This is a genomic window from Aliiglaciecola litoralis, assembly GCF_039523355.1.
GTDB classification, from domain to species: Bacteria; Pseudomonadota; Gammaproteobacteria; order Enterobacterales; family Alteromonadaceae; genus Aliiglaciecola; species Aliiglaciecola litoralis.
This window is the reverse complement of sequence record NZ_BAAAFD010000001.1, coordinates 106,036-124,297: the sequence shown is the minus strand read 5'-3', so window position 1 is coordinate 124,297 and position 18,262 is coordinate 106,036. Positions and strand designations below refer to the sequence as shown.

Annotated in this window: 12 protein-coding genes; 3 read left to right on the top strand and 9 right to left on the bottom strand. The window is 41.6% G+C overall.

Annotation, left to right across the window (positions count from 1 at the left end; genetic code table 11):
• Window positions 1-5 precede the first annotated feature (5 nt).
• Both ABD036_RS00520 and ABD036_RS00515 read right to left on the bottom strand, forming a co-directional pair.
• Complete coding sequence (locus ABD036_RS00520) at window positions 6-3,443, bottom strand: mechanosensitive ion channel domain-containing protein (protein ID WP_343855609.1); 3,438 nt, start codon at window positions 3,441-3,443, stop codon at window positions 6-8.
• 118 nt (window positions 3,444-3,561) lie between these two features.
• Window positions 3,562-3,753, bottom strand: a complete 192-nt coding sequence (locus tag ABD036_RS00515) for a YwbE family protein (RefSeq protein ID WP_343855608.1) — start codon at window positions 3,751-3,753, stop codon at window positions 3,562-3,564.
• Window positions 3,754-3,981: 228 nt separating this feature from the next.
• Between ABD036_RS00515 and ABD036_RS00510 the strand changes: the two genes are divergently transcribed.
• Window positions 3,982-4,272 (top strand): hypothetical protein, encoded by a 291-nt coding sequence (locus ABD036_RS00510; protein ID WP_343855607.1) that lies wholly within the window; start codon window positions 3,982-3,984, stop codon window positions 4,270-4,272.
• A gap of 193 nt (window positions 4,273-4,465) precedes the next feature.
• Here ABD036_RS00510 and ABD036_RS00505 read toward each other — a convergent pair whose 3' ends face one another.
• The gene (locus ABD036_RS00505; RefSeq protein ID WP_343855606.1) at window positions 4,466-6,070 is read right to left on the bottom strand and encodes an ABC-F family ATPase; all 1,605 of its coding nucleotides are present in this window, start codon (window positions 6,068-6,070) and stop codon (window positions 4,466-4,468) included.
• 264 nt (window positions 6,071-6,334) lie between these two features.
• On the bottom strand, window positions 6,335-8,221 hold the full coding sequence (gss, locus tag ABD036_RS00500) for a bifunctional glutathionylspermidine amidase/synthase (protein WP_343855605.1): 1,887 nt from the start codon (window positions 8,219-8,221) through the stop codon (window positions 6,335-6,337).
• A 326-nt stretch (window positions 8,222-8,547) separates the two neighbouring features.
• On the opposite strand from gss, the gene ABD036_RS00495 reads away from it, so the two are divergent.
• The gene (locus ABD036_RS00495; protein ID WP_343855604.1) at window positions 8,548-9,630 is read left to right on the top strand and encodes a DUF21 domain-containing protein; all 1,083 of its coding nucleotides are present in this window, start codon (window positions 8,548-8,550) and stop codon (window positions 9,628-9,630) included.
• Window positions 9,631-9,807: 177 nt separating this feature from the next.
• On the opposite strand, the gene acnA is transcribed toward ABD036_RS00495, so the two are convergent.
• The 3 genes from acnA to ABD036_RS00480 form a co-directional block, all read right to left on the bottom strand.
• On the bottom strand, window positions 9,808-12,528 hold the full coding sequence (gene acnA / locus ABD036_RS00490) for an aconitate hydratase AcnA (RefSeq protein WP_343855603.1): 2,721 nt from the start codon (window positions 12,526-12,528) through the stop codon (window positions 9,808-9,810).
• 317 nt (window positions 12,529-12,845) lie between these two features.
• Complete coding sequence (locus ABD036_RS00485) at window positions 12,846-14,498, bottom strand: S8 family serine peptidase (protein WP_343855602.1); 1,653 nt, start codon at window positions 14,496-14,498, stop codon at window positions 12,846-12,848.
• Window positions 14,499-14,792: 294 nt separating this feature from the next.
• The gene (locus ABD036_RS00480) at window positions 14,793-15,047 is read right to left on the bottom strand and encodes a hypothetical protein (protein WP_343855601.1); all 255 of its coding nucleotides are present in this window, start codon (window positions 15,045-15,047) and stop codon (window positions 14,793-14,795) included.
• Window positions 15,048-15,187: 140 nt separating this feature from the next.
• Between ABD036_RS00480 and fabA the strand changes: the two genes are divergently transcribed.
• Window positions 15,188-15,706 carry a 3-hydroxyacyl-[acyl-carrier-protein] dehydratase FabA gene (gene fabA / locus ABD036_RS00475; protein ID WP_343855600.1) on the top strand — a complete coding sequence of 173 codons (519 nt, stop codon included), beginning with the start codon at window positions 15,188-15,190 and terminating at the stop codon, window positions 15,704-15,706.
• A gap of 64 nt (window positions 15,707-15,770) precedes the next feature.
• Here the strand turns inward: fabA and rmf are convergent, their stop codons facing one another.
• Window positions 15,771-15,947 (bottom strand): ribosome modulation factor, encoded by a 177-nt coding sequence (gene rmf, locus ABD036_RS00470; RefSeq protein WP_343855598.1) that lies wholly within the window; start codon window positions 15,945-15,947, stop codon window positions 15,771-15,773.
• Between the two features lie 530 nt (window positions 15,948-16,477).
• A complete protein-coding gene (locus ABD036_RS00465) occupies window positions 16,478-18,235 on the bottom strand; it encodes a DUF3466 family protein (RefSeq protein ID WP_343855597.1) in 1,758 nt (585 codons plus the stop codon).
• Window positions 18,236-18,262 lie beyond the last annotated feature (27 nt).

The following is an 18,262-nucleotide window of genomic DNA, read 5'->3' as shown; positions in this document are numbered from 1 at the left end:
ATGAATTAACTAGGCTCAGGTTTTAACGTGATGTTTTGACGTTCGATTGATTGTGGCATTTCATCCGACAACTTCCCGGAGACGATATGCAGATCCCGCTGTGGGAATGGAATTGAAATATCATGTTCCGCCAGTGCTAGGTTTATGGCTGAATTAATCGCGTGGGTAAGCGGTAATCGATTTTCAGGACGACTAACAAATGCCCGAATTTCAAAATTCAATGAGCTATCGCCGTGTTCAAGGAAAAACACTTGAGGGGCCGGTAGCTCAAGCACGTCTTTTTGCTGCTTCACAACCTGCATCAGTAAATCTCTAACTTTTCCAATATCAGAGCCATAAGCCACACCAATCTTAATCACGATACGTGTTACAGCATCCTTTAAGGTCCAGTTAGTGACATTTTCAGTAATAATGGATTTGTTCGGTAGCAACACTTCGCGATTATCAAAATCCGTCACTGTGGTTGCCCGGATCTTAATATTACTAACGGTTCCGCTTAAATTACCAATGGTGACAAGATCACCTACTCGAATTGGCCTTTCAAACAATATAATTAAGCCCGACACAAAGTTGGCAACAATTTCTTGTAAGCCAAATCCTAATCCAACCCCCAATGCAGCGACTATCCATTGTAACTTAGACCAGTCGATGCCAAGTTGAGAAAAGCCAACAACAACACCGGTTCCGACCACCAGATAACCTAAGATAGCCATAGTTGCGTAACGGGCACCATCATCCATTTCAAAACGTTCAAAAAAGCCAATTTCCATCACGCCACGAATGTTCTTCGCCGCAAGAACGCCGCCTATCACAAAAGCAATGGCCAATATTATATTCCATAGGGTAACGCCACTTGATAATTCTACGCCGTCTACCACGCGCATTTGTTGCCATAACACGATGTCGTCGACAATCCCCAGTGCGGGTAGTAACGGTTTCCAAACAAACCAGAGACCAATGACAAACAATAAACCGGTTGTCCACAGCATAATAGCTCGACTTTGGCGCATGACATCTTTCTCATCAATTCCTTGGTTTTCAGTGTCTTGTGGCCTCGCATCGCCGGTAGGCTCAACCGGTGTTTGTTGCGCGCTTTTTATCGCTTCAATTTTTTCTAAATGTGCTTTTTTAACCATGTAACGTCTAAAGGTGACTAAGAAAACTCTTAGCATTATTCCGTACACCACGGAACCAAAAACCAATAAAACCCCTGACAAAAAGAATTTCGATTGTAATTCTACCGCAGTATCAAAAAAGCCGAATAAAGGCAGTAATCCAATTGCCAAAGGAGCAACCACAACAATGGGAAAAGCAATGATGGTTAATGGACTGACCGGAGTATCACCGACGATACTGGTAGCAACACCACTTCTAGGCTGAAAAAATTGATAGCTAAAGAAAGAAATCGCAATTGAACTCACAATAAAAGCAATAATCGCTATACCATAACGCAACTCAGGTTCGCTACTGGCAATCGCACTGGCAAAAACAAAGGTGGCAATAGATTGGATCCAGACAAACCAAGTTAGCATTCTTCTTAGCTTTTCACGCGCGACACCACTCCAGCCAAAATGTTGATCAAACACGCCTCCTTCACGACACATAGAACGGAAAAACAACAAAATTAAACTGAGTGAGGAGACAGAAGCAAGACCTGCAGCAATAGCGACCGAAAAACTTGCTGGTTCTGCGCCTCGAAAAATCATGGCGGCAATAGTAAACAAACAAATAGGTAGTGGAAGGGCCAGAATAAACGTCAGAGACAATGCCAACGGAGTGGTAAAATAGGTATCCTTTTCAACCTTGCCAACCCGATCTTTCAAAGACCACAAAGTATGTTTAATCGTTCGTCGCCAAGTTAAAATAACGATCGCAAGTAAGATCAAAGCAACAGGTAAAAGCGGTGTTGTAAGTGTCCCTCTATACAAATCTTTCACTAAAGACAACCACGCCCGTGGAGTTATATACCAGGCAACACTGTCACGTAAATTACTCAGCAGGTTTCCTGCTCTTCCCGAGTTTGAAGGCAACCAAATTAGCCGCCTTTCAAGTAATTCTCTTAACTGCGTGCTCGCCTTAAGAAGTTGATTTATTATTAACTTTTCCTCAACTATACGATCTGATTGAATGTTAGATAACTCAATTAATTCGCGTAATAGGTTGCGTCTGGCAATGACAAGTTCATTCGCCTTTTTTAATTCTGGCGGAGTAAAATTCAGTTCTGTAGGTGCGCTGCCTGCTGACGCTCGGACTGTTCTATCGAGTTCGATTTCACTTAATAGCCTTTTGGTCGCCGTTTTATCATCGGAGATATTACGTAATCTGTCCTGCCATAGAATGACGTCTAATTGTTGACGAACAGCGTCTTCTTCAATCTTTATTTTTCGGGCTTCTATCGCAGACTCTCGAGGTAAACCGGCACGCAGTTTTCGCAATAACTCCCCTAATTCATCCGTAACACGCCCCGTCGCAAGTACTCGCTCAACCGTTTCTGACGATTGTTGTACTTCCAGTAATTGACGGCGCAATGTGCCCATATCGACTTCATTTTGTGACTTATTACTTTGCAATTGCTTAAGCTGATTGGCCAACAGTAAATTTTCTTTAGCGATAGCGGCAAGCCGAGGTTGCTTTTTCAATTCAGCTAAGGTGTTACTGCTTTGTATTACCGTCTGTTGCGCCGCGATATTACGACTATCAGCTAAAAAGGATTGGAGTTCACGGATATGTTTTTCATGAAATTCGCTTTGAACCCGCAACTGAGTTAATTCAGCCTCCACCAATGACTGGCGCGATGGAATAGTGGCAAGTTCAAGTTCAAGTGCATCGATGGTGGCCTTCAGTTTTTCCGCTGTCGCCTGCTTTTTAAGATAATTTGCTTGCTTAACTGGATCTAAATCAATCGAAGATTGTTTTTCAATAGCGTCATCTATTTCGGTAAAATTGGCTCTTACGGAACTTAATTGCTCTGCAATTTTATTGGCACGAAGACTTAAATTGGTTTGCTCAGTTTGTTTTGTGGTAAGCGCTGCAAGTCGATTATTTTGTTCCGCTACGGCTAACAACAATTTATTCTCTAACATTTCAGCAGATTGACCTGTGTCAATTTGAATCGTTTTATTGCGTAAAATTTGGTTGTTTTGCTGTATCTCAGTTATTTTTTGAGAAGCAGAGCTTGCTTGTTGTTTGTACTGGTTAGCTAACTTACGCTGTTCTGCTGCTATATCGAGCATTGTTTGCGCATCTTCAAGTTTAGACGCTGCCTGTTTTTTTTGTTCTTCTGTCAACGAATTGTCTTTTAGAATTTGTTCGGTAACCGATTGGAGCGTTTTCTCAAGGTTAGCTTGTTGCGCCATGGCAAAAGGGAATAACTGAGTTAAACTGATGCAAATTAGTGCAACAAAACCCAAGTTGTATACACCACTGATTATTTTTTCGCGCATATGGAAAGTACTCCAGAAAAACGACCTTTGCTTAAGTCGATAGTGTAAATGATCAAGCCAAACCCTGTGTAAAAAAATAAATGAGGAGAATACCGAATCTACTGACCGAGCATAATGGTCAGTGAATTTCTTTCACTCGCCCAACTTGACCATCTTGTAAACGTACTTTTATCCCATGTGGATGATTGGCTGAGTTGGTAAGAATTTTCGCCACTATGCCCTGTGTTAGTTTACCACTTCGTTGATCTTGTTTGAGCACAATAGACACTTCGGCTCCAATCATGATATTGGCTCTTTTTGTACCATTCATACGAATTTCCTTCGTCTATCACTTTAGGCTTTAACCTAACATAAGTCTTTGATTTGACTAAGTTGAATATTGCTTGAATACATTAATAACCTATTATTCATTGGTTTAGGTTCTGCAAACAGTAAAAGCTAGTGTCTGTGTAAGCGAGTTCCCATAAGGCTGTTGTATAGTGTAAACAGAGTGTTTATGCTTCCGCGTATTAGACTTAGTCCCACATTGGACCGCATTATGACTATTATTATCCAAAAAAGCGTCAACGAATTAACTGTATCTGCTCATGCACTTAAATCCATTTTAAACATAAAGCTCACTAGAGCTGGGCAACGTCACGCCAGTGCTATGGGTTTTAAATCGGCCAATCATTTAATTGAAGCCGTTAAGAATGCTCCTGTAGAGCGTGAATTTGAGCAATATATAAAGATACTCAAACAAGAAATGGCCGCAAATCATCAAATAATTTTAAACGATGAAATGGTTGAACGGCTAAAAATGGGACTGGTATCAGCAGGTCCCCACTAAAAGCGTGTGGGGATGACGGAATTACTCGTGTGGGAAGACGGAATTACTCGTGTGGAGATGACACTGCTGTCCATGAGGGGAAGTCACCCTTGTTCGTTGGTGGTTCACGCTACTTAGAACACGATGCTATTCATGCCGGGCTTAAGGGTATTAGTCATATTTTTGTAACCCACTAGAAATCACTTAGCAGGTATTATGCAACCTTCAAATTCACATCTTGATGAGACAAATATTCGTTGTAAGTCCCTTCAAAACTGATGACTTGCTGGTCTTTAATTTCTATAATTCGATTGGCTAATGACGACACAAACTCTCTATCGTGGCTTACAAAAATGAGCGTGCCATCGAAGTTTTCAAGTGCATTATTAAGTGCTTCAATCGCTTCCATATCCATGTGATTGGTCGGCTCATCCATAATCAGCACATTGATATCAGACATCATTAATTTGCCAAACAACAATCGATTTTTTTCACCACCAGAGCAAACTTTGGCTTTTTTATTAAAATCATCGGCACTAAATAACAAACTGCCTAGTAGACCACGGACCATCAAGTCATTGTGCTTAGGTGTACGCCATTGCGACATCCAATCGAACAAAGATAAGTCGCAATCAAAATCTTCGCTACTATCTTGCGGACAATATCCAATAGATGCATTTTCAGACCATTTAACTACACCCTCTGCGGCCTGAAGTTCATTCACTAAGCAGCGCAGGAACGTGGTCTTCCCTGCTCCATTTTCACCAATCACGGCAAGTTTAGCTCCGGCTTCTAAGATAAGATCACCGCCACTGAATAACCGCTCACCGTCAAAACCGTGAGATAGGTTTTCAAGGATCAATGCTTGACGATGTAACTTTTGATGTTGTTTTAAAATTATTTTGGGTGTTCTACGGCTAGAGGACTTTACTTCATCTAATTTGATCTTATCCATGCGCTTAGCGCGAGAAGTGGCTTGTTTAGCTTTAGATGCATTGGCTGAAAAGCGATTTACAAAACTTTGTAATTCTTCTATTTCAGCACTTTTCTTAGCATTTTCAGTTAAAAGTTGCTCTTGGATCAACGAAGAAGCGGCCATAAAGGCTTCGTAGTTTCCTGGGTAAATACGCAATTCACCATAATCTATGTCAGCCATGTGGGTGCACACTGAATTTAGAAAGTGACGGTCATGGGATATGATGATCATGGTGCATTTTCGCTGATTAAGCACAGTCGCTAACCAATTAATAGTATAGATATCCAAGTTGTTGGTCGGCTCATCTAGCAACAATATGTCTGGGTTTGCGAACAACGCTTGCGCAAGTAACACGCGCAATTTACGACCTGGAGCTACATTTTGCATTAACCCAAAGTGATATGATTCGTCGATACCGGCATCGAGCAAAATTTCACCAGCACGAGCTTCAGCAGTATAACCGTCCATTTCAGCGAATTTAGTTTCCAGCTCTGCTACCAACATGCCGTCTTCTTCGCTCATGTCTGGTTTAGCGTAAATTTCGTCACGTTGTTGCTTAATCTTCCACAGATTTACATCACCCATGATCACGGTGTCAACCACTGTGAATTGTTCAAACGCAAACTGATCTTGGCTAAGCGTACCGACTTTAAGACCTGGAGTAATAGACACATTACCTGCTGAAGGGATTAACTCTCCGCTGAGGATTTTCATAAACGTGGATTTGCCGCAACCATTAGCGCCTATTAAGCCATAACGATTGCCATGACCAAATTTGGCCGAAATGTTTTCGAAAAGTGGCTCTGCGCCAAATTGCATGGTGATATTTGCAGTAGAGATCATTGCTAGTTCCTAGAAATATTGGTTTGAAAAGGCAAACCAAAGATCAATGAAACTGGCTTACGGAAAACGCCGCGCACTATAAAGAACTCTGACCTCAATGTCGAGTGGGAATGTCTATTCTTTGCACACTAAATCTGTAAACTACTCGCAATAACGAAAAGCAACCAATCAGTAAGGAGTTTAAAAGCGACTGATGGGTTGATAATAAAGTATTAATGGTGTTGATAACTGAGTTTTGATGAGGAAATTCCGCTCGTCAAAACATTAACATAGAGAAAGAAACCGTGCGTCATCAACGGTTCTCAGTGCCATACAGTCGCTTTCTTTACCAATGATCATAGAGCCACTTACCCTAACTCCGCTACCGGCATAATTGCCCGCAGCAGTGAAGGTACTCACTTGGACATAGTATTTACCTATTTTCGGTAATGGGAACAGTTGCTGATAAATTTGATCTTGTTTTGAAAAGGCGCCTCCTTTATCTTCTAAGATCCGATTTTCACTGTCTATCAGTTGAATGTTTTCGCCGCAGCGCCCCACTATAGGTTTGACAACGTGCCCTGTGTCTCTAAGCTCATCGGTCAACTCAAAATTGGTATTGAGTAGCAATGGGTGATTGGGAAATAACGTCCACAATACTGGGAGTATAGCTTTGTTACTCGGAATAAGTGTCCACATAGGTTCGTAGACCATAATATCTTGATTGAGCAATACGTCTGATAAGGTTGGCTTAGATTTCTGTTTTGATGTGGTTATAGACAAGCCTCCTTGCTGTTCTTCGCGGAGCTGATCTAGTGCCGTTTCCCAAGCCCAGGTTTTCCATACCCACCTAACAATATCGCCATTAATATCAACAATATCACCGTTTTCATTCCAGTCTAGTGTATCTAGCCCTACGACTCTGATGCAGCTGTGATCGGCGGCTTCGATGGCGGATTTCATAAACAGCGCATGATAACTTTCTTCTGGATCGTCATCTTGTAAAACATGAATTAAACCAGTGGCATCGCTCGCTCGCCATGTTGCTATTATCTTTTTAAATAGGTCTTTTCCGTTATCAAACCCCTGCTTTACGCCCAGATGTTTAGCCCATTTTCCTTGTATTTTTGCGGTCTCCATATAACAGGAGGCAGAATCACAATTATACTCGTACACTTTCAAACCTTGGTCTGACATGGAAAAGTCAAATCGACTAGTAATAAGTTGATTTAAACGATTGTCCCAAGATTGTCGTAATTTAGGCAAGATCGCCTCAGGTAATCCAAACCGCTTAAGTAATTCAGGGTGCTGTAATACATAATCAGTAGCATGCATAAACAAGCCATGTAATACGTCCGTGGCCGATTCCAGTGAGGCTTCTGCGGTCTCAGAAATAACGTAATAATCGAAGAAGTCGTCTTTTACCGACGATAAGAAGTGACCGTTCATCATATCCACGTATGACGACTCATCTTCGTTGGCAATATTGAGCCACGGCAAATCGGCATATTTAGTATTTGGAGCCCGTTGTTGACAGATATTTTTTAACTCGCTTGCGGTTTCTTCGACCTCTAGTGCATGCTCAGGATCATTAGTTTGTATAACCCAGCCCAAAATCGTCGAATCTTTATAACTGCATTGCAGCCAGTAATCGCCACTTTTACCGGTTTTAGCGGCGATTTCTCTTGAATATTGTTGCCCGAGTGGCCACGCCACAAAATCCATGTTTTGCTCCACAATACGGATCTTGTCATCAAACACTTCGGTTATAATTGCCACGTGTCCTGTTTCTTCAAAGTCGCCCCCCTGATCCCAGATCAATAAACTGCCGGGTTCAGGTCTCTTTTGCGAGCCATTTTCGAAAGCGTACAAAGGTAATTCGATATTGTTAACCACATCTCGAATACGACTTAACTTGAAAATTTCATAAGCCATACTGACATCATTGAAGATAAGCCCGCGATTGACATACAACCAGCGCCGCGCAAACTCAACGCATTGCCACTTGTAGCCCATATAGACACCATCTAGATAACTGCGAAAGGCACTGCGATTTGGATACTGCTGCTGATCAACAGAATCATAATCTGAAGAATAGGAAATCACATTACCTGGCGCGACTCCTAGTGGCGTACCAAATGGCAATGCATTGATATTCTTAGATTTACTCATTACTCACGATTTCCAAATAGGATGAAAACTGCCGATGGATTTGAGCATAGCAGTAATATTAGTAAATGCAGCATAAACAAACGCAACGTGTTCGCCAATGAAAGCTACGTTCGTCTTGTTATTTTAGACAGCAATTGTATTTTGTCCGAAAGTAGCTGAAATAAGTTACTATAGCGCGCGAATTTAGGTAGATTGAAGCCTTGTTGACACCACTCATTGACTCTGGGAACAGATAATGGTGTTGGCACCCTCTCTACTGTTTTATTTAAAAGAAATGATTATAGAGATCATGTTTTGAAAGCCGTACAACTTACTTGAGATAAAAAATGACTTTAGATATCGTAATTTGGCTAGCAATTGCTTTTTGTATTACCCAATCCGCTATTTTTTCTGGATTAAATTTAGCGTTCTTTAGCTTAAGTCGCTTACAGCTTGAAGTTGAGGCTAAACAGGGAAATGAGAGCGCTTCAACTATTCTCGCCATGCGCGAAGATTCCAATTTTTTGCTTTCCACCATTTTATGGGGAAATGTTTCCATTAATGTGTTGCTAACCTTGCTGTCAGATTCTGTCCTAGCAGGCGTTTATTCCTTTTTGTTTTCGACTATTGCGATTACCTTTTTAGGTGAAATTTTTCCGCAAGCGTATTTTTCTCGCAATGCTTTAAAGGTAGCTTCCAAACTCACTCCCATTATTCGTTTTTATCAAGTGTTGTTATTTCCTGTTGCTAAGCTCACATCGTTAATTTTAGATGGTTGGCTTGGCCGAGAGGGTATCACCTACTTCCGCGAAAAAGAATTATCGGCGATTATTCATGCGCATGTCGAAGCTGAAGAGACCGACGTTGAGCATGTACGCGGAATTGGCGCACTTAACTTTTTGCAAATCGACAAGATCACGGTAAATGAAGAAGGCGAATTATTGGATCCTAACAGTATCTTAACCCTACCCTGTAAGCTGGATTTACCAATACTTCCCGAAAAAGGAACGCCTGAATACACTGAGTTTGTTGCAGGCGTCAATAAATCAGGACACAAATGGGTGTTATTGATGAGTGAGGATAAACGTCCATTGTTAATGATAGATGCTGATGGATTTATTCGGTCAACCTTGGATGAGTCAACGAATACGGACCCTTACACCTTCTGTCACCGCCCGTTGATCATTGATGATGAGAAATGCACCTTAGGGGACGCTTTACAGCGGCTTAAGATTGCCCATTCATTTGACCCACATTCAGAAGATGTTTTGCACTCAGATGTTATTCTAGTGTGGTCAGAAGAGCCGCCTAGAGTCATAACCGGAGCCGATATTCTCGGTCGATTATTAAAAGGTATCGGAGATAGTCTTAATGATATTGGCTTAGAAGACGATAAACCACCCATCAACATGCCAGAACATCTCGAATAAAATTGCGACTAAGACGTTATTCCAAATTGTAAATGATTTAACCCTTATAAACACTGTATCAGGTCTTTTTCGAGCCAAACACCCCTCAAAAAAGTTACACCTAACCTTTGCAGGTTAGGTGTAATAAGAAACCCTGAATTAATCCGCAGGTTCTCTGTTACGCTTAAAAGTATCTCATTAGGCTAACATATTGCGAATTACAAACTGTAAAATTCCGCCGTGGCGGTAATATTCAAACTCATTGGGAGTATCAATTCGCAGCACTGTGGGTATTGATAGAGTTTCACCACTTTCTCTTTGTACTGTTACTGTCGTTTGCTTTTGTCCTGAAGAAACCGCCTCAATTGAGTACAACTCCGAACCATCTAACTGGTAAGTATCCGCACTTTCACCAGATAAAAATTGTAAAGGTAGTATGCCCATTCCAATTAAGTTGGAACGATGTATTCGTTCATAACTTTGCGCTACCACGGCTTTAATGCCCAGCATCAAGGGCCCTTTAGCAGCCCAATCTCTTGAGCTTCCCGTACCGTATTCTTTGCCAGCAATGACAACGGTTGGAATGCCATTCGCTTTATACTGTTCTGCCGCGGCAAATACCGTTGTTTGCTCACCATTTGGCTGCAGTCGCGTCCACCCACCTTCAGTGCCAGGCGCTAATTGATTTTTCAACCTGACGTTAGCAAAGGTACCGCGCATCATAACTTCATGATTACCACGACGAGAGCCATAGGAATTAAAATCGACGGGCTCAACACCTTGGTTTCGCAAATATTCAGCTGCTGGGGTTTCCAGTCCTATGTTTCCTGCTGGGGAGATGTGATCGGTCGTAACGCTGTCAGCTAATTTTAATAAACAACGCGCGTTATCAATCGCTTGAATCGGTTGTGGCTGCCTTGTCATCCCCTCAAAAAACGGGGGTCTTTTTACATAGGTGGATGCAGGCCAATTGTAGATCACACTGTGATCAACTTTTAATGCATCCCAAATCTCCCCCCCCTCATATACGTTACCGTATTTTTGTTTAAACATGTCTTGTTGAACAACCTTAGTCACCAATTCCGCAATCTCAGCATTGGTTGGCCATAGATCACGTAAATACACGGGGTTACCCTGTTGGTCGTTACCCAGTGGCTCGCTGGTGATATCTATTTTCATATTGCCAGCCAAAGCATAGGCCACAACCAGTGGCGGCGAGGCTAAATAATTGGTTTTAACATCTTGATGGATGCGCCCTTCAAAATTTCGATTACCAGATAAAACTGATGCGACTGTTAATCCGGCATCTTGTATGCCCTTAGAAATACTGCTTGGAAGCGGACCTGAGTTGCCAATGCAAGTGGTACAGCCGTATCCAACTAAATTGAACCCCAGTTGATTCAACTCAGTTGACAAACCAGCCGAGTTTAAATATTCGGTTACCACTTGTGAACCTGGTGCAAAGCTGGTTTTCACCCAAGGCTTGACCTTTAGCCCTAGTTCATTCGCTTTCTTAGCTAAAAGACCTGCGGCAATTAACACCGATGGATTAGAGGTATTGGTACAGCTAGTGATCGCTGCGATCACCACCGCGCCATCTTTTAAGTCGAACGCTTGCCCGTTATACTCACATTTTGCCACTACCGCTGGCAGATCCTGCTGTTGACCCCCCTCGCTTTCAAATTGACTTTCTTGAGTGTTGCTTGTCGCTAATTTTAGTTCTTGTTGCTGTGTCATCCAATCTGTAAAGGCTTTAGCAGCATTGGTTAATTCAATGCGGTCTTGAGGCCTTTTTGGTCCGGCTATAGAAGCGACTACAGTGGAGAGATCCAAGCTTAGTTTATCATGATACTTCGCTTGACTGAGGCTGTCAGAACCCCACATTTGCTGGGCTTTGGCATAGGCTTCAATCACATCTAAGTGTGATTGGTCACGCCCAGTTAATTTGAGATAGGTAAGAGTTTGCTCATCAATCGGAAAAAGGCCACAAGTAGCGCCATACTCCGGTGCCATATTGGCAATGGTCGCACGATCGGCGACGGATAAATGTTTGACTCCCTCGCCAAAGAATTCGACAAATTTCCCCACCACACCAAATTTTCGTAATTTTTCGGTGACCGATAGCACTAAATCTGTAGCGGTAGTCCCTGCAGGAAGTTTACCTGTAAGCTCCATGCCCACAACTTCGGGTATCAACATAGTGACCGGTTGTCCAAGCATGGCGGCTTCTGCTTCAATGCCCCCTACTCCCCAACCTAAAATTCCCAACCCGTTAATCATGGTGGTGTGTGAATCGGTACCTACTAAGGTATCGGGATAAAGCGTTTGCTGGCCATTTAACTGCTCAACAAAGGTAACTCGTGCCAGATACTCCAAATTAATTTGATGAACAATCCCTTTGCCAGGCGGCACGACTTTAAAATTGTCGAACGCTTTTTGGCCCCATTTAAGAAACTGATAGCGCTCTTTATTACGTTCAACTTCGATTGCAGTGTTATGTTTAAACGAATCTGCACTACCAAACTCATCTACCATGATTGAATGATCTATGACTAAATCAACCGGTTTTAAGGGATTTATTTTCTCAGGATCACCGCCTAAATCAGCCATTGCATCGCGCATAGCTGCAAGGTCTACGACTGCCGGAACACCAGTAAAGTCTTGTAAAATAACTCGTGACGGTACAAAAGCGATTTCAGTGCTAGAAGCTTTACTATTATCCCACTCGATTAAAGCTGCGATGTCTTCATTTTGTACATGAGATTGATCAGCATGCCTTAGTAAATTTTCTAACAGCACTTTAGCGGTTAATGGCAAGCTGCTAAGTGACAGCTTTTCATTCACTTTAGTTAAATCAAAGTACTGATACTGTTTGCCTGCAACAGTAAGCGTGGTTTTTACTTGAGCATTTAAAGCCATAACAATTCCTTATAGGGTTTAATCGGGACACTGAAACAGGTGAACCTTTAAGTGGATCATAACTTTCACCATGCAAGATAACTGCCAGCCAAAAAAGCTTGTGTAGGCGCTTTGTATGCCTGTTTGAACAATTAACACTGTGAAATTATTTCAGTAGTTGGTAAGAGTTACCTAAGGATAGTTCAAACTGCAATTATTATTGTTTAACAGGGATACGATTTATTCCTACCGCGATTACCATTGCTGCAAATACTTTTCACTGGACGAAAAAATACCGAGCGCAAAGACTCGGTATTTTAAAGTCAATGCAGCTAAATTTACTCGTAAGAGTAATTCATTGTCACGCCACTGAAAGTAGAATAAGCACGAATTCCAATGTGCCAAGTACCACTGCCTGGATTTGTGAATGTACAAGTTTCATTGTTGCCATTTTTATAAGGGCGACAATCATAACTATTAGTCTGTGGTTGTGAACCAAGCTTCATATAAAGATCGGCATCACCGCTACCACCGGAAATGCTGACGGTCAAAGTAGAAACTCCTGCCGGTACATCCCAAGTATAACGTAACCAGTTGCGTCTTGAAGCTGACAAGTTAGTCAGTTGTCCAGACACGGGATCCACGCCTGAGCCACCACCAGAACCGCCGCCGGTATCACCAGCACAGCCAAAGGTGTTCAAGTAATCATAAGCATCACGTGCTTGAACAATACCGTGACCATAAAGGTTATCTCTTCCTGAGCTACCTTTATCTTTAGCCGTTGCGTTTAGTGCGCCACGAATTTCTTCGTTAGAACATTGTGGGAAGAAACTCCAAACCAAAGCAGCAGCACCTGCTACATGAGGAGTAGCCATAGATGTACCACTGATGGTGTTATAGGTGTTCGTTGGCCATGTGGATAATACGCCTGAGCCAGGCCCCGCAATTTCAACTTGGCTGTTGTATTGAGAATACGAAGCACGATTCTCATTAGAGTCCACAGCTGCAACTGAAATAACTGAACTATATGATGCTGGATAGGACATCGAACTATTACCGTCATTACCAGCCGCCGCTACTAACATCACGCCCTGATTAACAAAAGTTTGCATGGCATTTTGTTCTGCCGTAGACGAACTTCCGCCACCCAAGCTCATATTAACAACGTTAGCACCAGCGTTCTGACATTGTGAAATACCTTCGATAAGATCCGACGAAAAGGTCCATTGGCCGCTATCATTAAATATTTTTACAATATGTAAATCAACACCAGGATAAACGCCCACAACACCTTCGTTATTAGCGAGAGCGGCGATGGTACCTGCTACATGGGTACCGTGACCATTACCGTCGTTATACCAGTTGCCTACGGCACTGCTATTCGCTTCCCCAGTCACACCATTGTTTTGGTCAGGTAAATCAGGATGTCCTAGATTAAAACCGGTATCAATGATGCACACTTTGCGTGCTGATAAATTGTTTTGAGAGAGTAAGTTACCCTGCACCATTGGTATACCGTATGGCGTAGTTTGAGCCATAGGCATGCGGCGCGCATCAATTGAAATACTTTCAACATTAGGGTTGTTGCGCAATGCATTAAGGACTTTTTTGTTCATGGTTGCAGCAACCATCTTGTGCTTCTCTAACGTTTTTATCGGTTTAGCACCGGCCATTTTCAAGATTGATTCGGCATTTTTTCGATTTAGTTTTCCGCCTTCCACTGCCTTGGGAGAGTTCATATGACCGCGGCTCAAACCAAAGGTACGATTCCCTAGTCCTTGAGTTTGCTCAGTAGTTTCCTTGAACGTCACTATGTATCTTTCTGTCGCATTAACATCGATGAGCTGGCTGCGTAGGTCAGCTTTTGCGAGACCCGCAGTTGAACCTTGTTGCACTTCAACTGGAGTATTAGCTGCAGAAACGCTCATTGCTAAAAGTGACAGTGCTGTTGCACTCATTCCTGCCTTAATGTTGCTTTTTAATTTAGACATGTAATTTCCTAAATTTATTTATAGTTTTTTAATTTAAGTGAGTAGCGATAAAGGTTGTGCCAAGCTTAATTCACTTTTAAATTTGGTAACAAAAATTACCGCCGGAAAGAGGATAGATGAAGATTTAACCAAATTGCAACTATAAATTTACATTATGTTTACGAATTACTATTGGTGAGTCTGCATAACTGAGTTGTATCCCTTATGGATAAAGGAATGACGATAAAACAATCAAATTAAAAAAAATTTTCCTTTTAATTGAAATAATTAGCTGATTTAACTGGTGTTCGAAATTTAGCGCTTGTGATCTTTTAACCACTCATTGAGTAACTTGATCTGTCCACATTTATAGGCCGCATAGGTGATACGTAACGCATTAGAGAGCACTTCGTTATCGGTCCAATTGGTTTTCTCTCGGATCTCGTTATAACAGTCCATGGCTTCTTTAGTAACGTAACCACGAACTTGCTTGTTACCCAGTTCTTTTTGACGTTGACGATAGCGTCGTTGTTTCTCGGCATTGGCTACTTTTTTAGGGTGTTTTTCCATCGTAAATACCTATGGCTAAGTCAATTTAAAGCTATTATGCGTTAAACATATCAATTCTCGTTAATTATTTCACTGTTCAGAGTTGTTTAGCTTACAAGTGTTCGCTAAATTAGAGGGCTTTTAACCTAGATGAAAAATAAATGACCATGAATAAATCAAGTTTTAGTCGTGAAGACTTATTAGCCTGTAGCCGAGGAGAACTTTTTGGGCCGGGAAACAGCCAATTGCCTGCTCCTAACATGTTAATGATGGATAGAATCGTTGAAATAAGTGAAACCGGCGGAAAATACGATAAAGGCTTTATTATTGCTGAACTCGACATCACTCCAGACCTATGGTTCTTTGATTGTCATTTCCCCGGCGACCCAGTAATGCCCGGCTGTTTAGGCCTAGATGCAATGTGGCAACTGGTTGGATTTTTCTTAGGCTGGAGCGGCGGTCCAGGTAAAGGCAGGGCCTTAGGTGTTGGCGAAGTAAAATTCACAGGCCAAATATTACCGACGGCTAAGAAAGTGACCTACAAAATCAATATGACCCGTGTGATCAAACGAAAGTTATTTATGGGTATGGCAGAAGGCATTGTCGAAGTGGATGGCAAAGAAATTTATGCTGCCGACAATCTAAAGGTCGGTTTATTTCAAGATACCAGTAATTTTTAAACGTCGATAAACAGAGCCCCTAGACACCTTAATCACAGTACCAAAGGGGCTCATTCTAATTCAATTAACGAGAGGATAAACCTAGACTTCGGTCTTCGATAGCTTCTCGCCATCCACCTAACCATTGAGAACGGGATTGTATTGTTTGAAATGGGCAATTTTCTTTGGAACGACCAGTTATTCCTGCTTGATAGCCTTTTGAATGAGCGCGGGAAAGTTTATCTCTTTTTTGTCTTTTCATTGAATGACCTCTATTGAAAAACCACTTTTAGAAAATAAAAATATACTGTGAATGTTGCATTCACATCATTGAGAGTAACCTAACTTACAAAGGGTTCAATTTTATTTTCGTTAATATCCGCGTCAAATATATTAAAAGGCTGATTACACTTAATTTTTTTCTTTACACTAAATTTATCTAGTATTCGGCTTTTTAATTACCAATAAATATTTCCTTTTTTAAAGCGCCTTACCGGTAAAGGCTGCAGAGAATTTGACCATTACGGCGAAGATTTACTGATAATTAAGAAAATGGCTTAAAGGGCGATATAAAGTTCAGCTTGCGATGAATTTGAGCAGTTGCAATTTGTCACTGAAGTGTCGATTAACCTCATTATGGCAACAAGTTACTCGGTTACATAAATTGGTAAGATTACACAGGTTAACTTCACGATAAAATGACACTACGCCCACCAAAAAAATGCCAATCAGCTTAACTGATTGGCATTAGGTGTTTTAGTCGCCGTGTTTATGTTGAAACGCTAAATCAACTTACTTTTTATAAAATACTCGGATCAATGGTAATAACAATAAGCCAAGTAAATACCAGCTAGAGGCGCCTTTGCGGTCCAACACGAGAGTATTTTTATCGCAATCATCAACTGTACCACCAGGTATTGGAACCAGTTTAACGGCAACACTGACATTACCGAAAATCGTGTTACCTTGTGCATCCAGCGCCAACTCGCCATTAATAGCAGAACGTTCACGGTAAACAATCGCATTGGCTGCTATTTCATTTTCATCGTTAATCGCCATGGCTTGCACTATTGTGTAGGGCGAATCGCAACTTAACAACGAGTTGATATTGGTAAACTCATCGTTATCTATATCATAAATGAAAGCTTCACTTCGGCGACTACCAATAAGATCAGTATCTACCTCACCTTCACCCACAACCAAGTTATTGTTATTAATACCACGGGCGACACTAGATGAACTGTTAAAAAAGTCATCTGGAAAAATTGTCACTTCACCACGGTAATCATGCACGAAGAATTTGTTGCGGCGCGATTGGTTTATCACTTTAGTGGCAAAACCGACCACAATATCATTATCATTAATATCTAAGGCTGCACTTTGAAAATAATTCTGGTCATCGATAAATCCAATGGTCTCTTCACCATCAAAAATTGCTGCCATTTCGATGATGCTGCTCGAGTTATCCTGAAAGTATTTATCAGAGGCGCCTACCGCAATACCATTATTATTAATCGCAGTGGCACGACTTGAAAAGTAACGATTATCACCGGGCACTGGATCTATCAAGGTACCAAGCTCTACACTGTCGAGCAGCTCCCCTTGCGCGTTAAATTCCCAAATCATTGCGCGGCGTAAATAGCTTGTATCAATGGGACGTATGACACCACGAGGACTGTTCAAGTTGTTGTTAATTGCCGCTAAGTACTGGTCTCGAAGGCTTCTAACACAGACTTCTTCTGGAATATCGCCACGCTCTTGTTCATCATCACATTGCTCTAACAATGCCTCAAAGCTGGGGTTAATTTCGATTGAACCATAACCTGCCACTTCAAAACTATTGTTTATATCATTTGCGACACTGATACCACCGCCAATGGTCTCAGTTGGCATGACATCAAAGGTAGTCCCATTTATATCTAGGAATCCCCGAACTACGAAATCACTCACGTGGTACTTTAAGTTATCACCGCTATTATTTCGGTAGTTTATTTTACGATACGGCGCTTCAGCCAAGCCCACAGTCATGGAAAATGCATTGATCCCTTTTACAAGCGTATCGGCACTTTTGGTTAAACCACCTAAATCTTGGCTAACTTGATCAAAGCCAGTGATAGCTTCAGCTTCGTTATTCACTAAAACGTAACTCTGAACATTAGCAATTTGCTGTAAAAACGGATTAGTTGATTCGTTACTCTGTCTAAAAAAGTTATTACGAACAATGTTAGAGCCGCGCGTGCTGGCTGTTATGAAGTTATACAGTGTCAATAAATCAGCATCGTTAATGTTACCTACAGACGCACCGTTGACGTCCGTTAAACTTCGAATAAGGGTTTCGCTTTCAAAGTCGATAATGTCGATATCAATAGGGGGATTGAACGGCGATTCTATAGAAGCAACTACGTCACCTCGTTCGTTGATCGCGGTCGCAAAACTATTAACACCCTTATCTCTTAACGGTAATTCGATTACTCGGTATTTTGCTGCATGCGCTGAAGTTAGCGTTAACATCGAAAGGGTTAGCCCTAGGGCCAGCCTACTTATTTTCATTACTCATCCTGTAAATTACTACTTAAC

Excerpts from the sequence above, each read along its gene's own strand:
- ABD036_RS00520 (WP_343855609.1), bottom strand. The coding sequence starts at position 3,443 with ATGCGCGAAAAAATAATCAGTGGTGTATACAACTTGGGTTTTGTTGCA.
- ABD036_RS00515 (WP_343855608.1), bottom strand. The coding sequence starts at position 3,753 with ATGAATGGTACAAAAAGAGCCAATATCATGATTGGAGCCGAAGTGTCT.
- ABD036_RS00510 (WP_343855607.1), top strand. The coding sequence starts at position 3,982 with ATGACTATTATTATCCAAAAAAGCGTCAACGAATTAACTGTATCTGCT.
- ABD036_RS00505 (WP_343855606.1), bottom strand. The coding sequence starts at position 6,070 with ATGATCTCTACTGCAAATATCACCATGCAATTTGGCGCAGAGCCACTT.
- gss (WP_343855605.1), bottom strand. The coding sequence starts at position 8,221 with ATGAGTAAATCTAAGAATATCAATGCATTGCCATTTGGTACGCCACTA.
- ABD036_RS00495 (WP_343855604.1), top strand. The coding sequence starts at position 8,548 with ATGACTTTAGATATCGTAATTTGGCTAGCAATTGCTTTTTGTATTACC.
- acnA (WP_343855603.1), bottom strand. The coding sequence starts at position 12,528 with ATGGCTTTAAATGCTCAAGTAAAAACCACGCTTACTGTTGCAGGCAAA.
- ABD036_RS00485 (WP_343855602.1), bottom strand. The coding sequence starts at position 14,498 with ATGTCTAAATTAAAAAGCAACATTAAGGCAGGAATGAGTGCAACAGCA.
- ABD036_RS00480 (WP_343855601.1), bottom strand. The coding sequence starts at position 15,047 with ATGGAAAAACACCCTAAAAAAGTAGCCAATGCCGAGAAACAACGACGC.
- fabA (WP_343855600.1), top strand. The coding sequence starts at position 15,188 with ATGACCATGAATAAATCAAGTTTTAGTCGTGAAGACTTATTAGCCTGT.
- rmf (WP_343855598.1), bottom strand. The coding sequence starts at position 15,947 with ATGAAAAGACAAAAAAGAGATAAACTTTCCCGCGCTCATTCAAAAGGC.
- ABD036_RS00465 (WP_343855597.1), bottom strand. The coding sequence starts at position 18,235 with ATGAAAATAAGTAGGCTGGCCCTAGGGCTAACCCTTTCGATGTTAACG.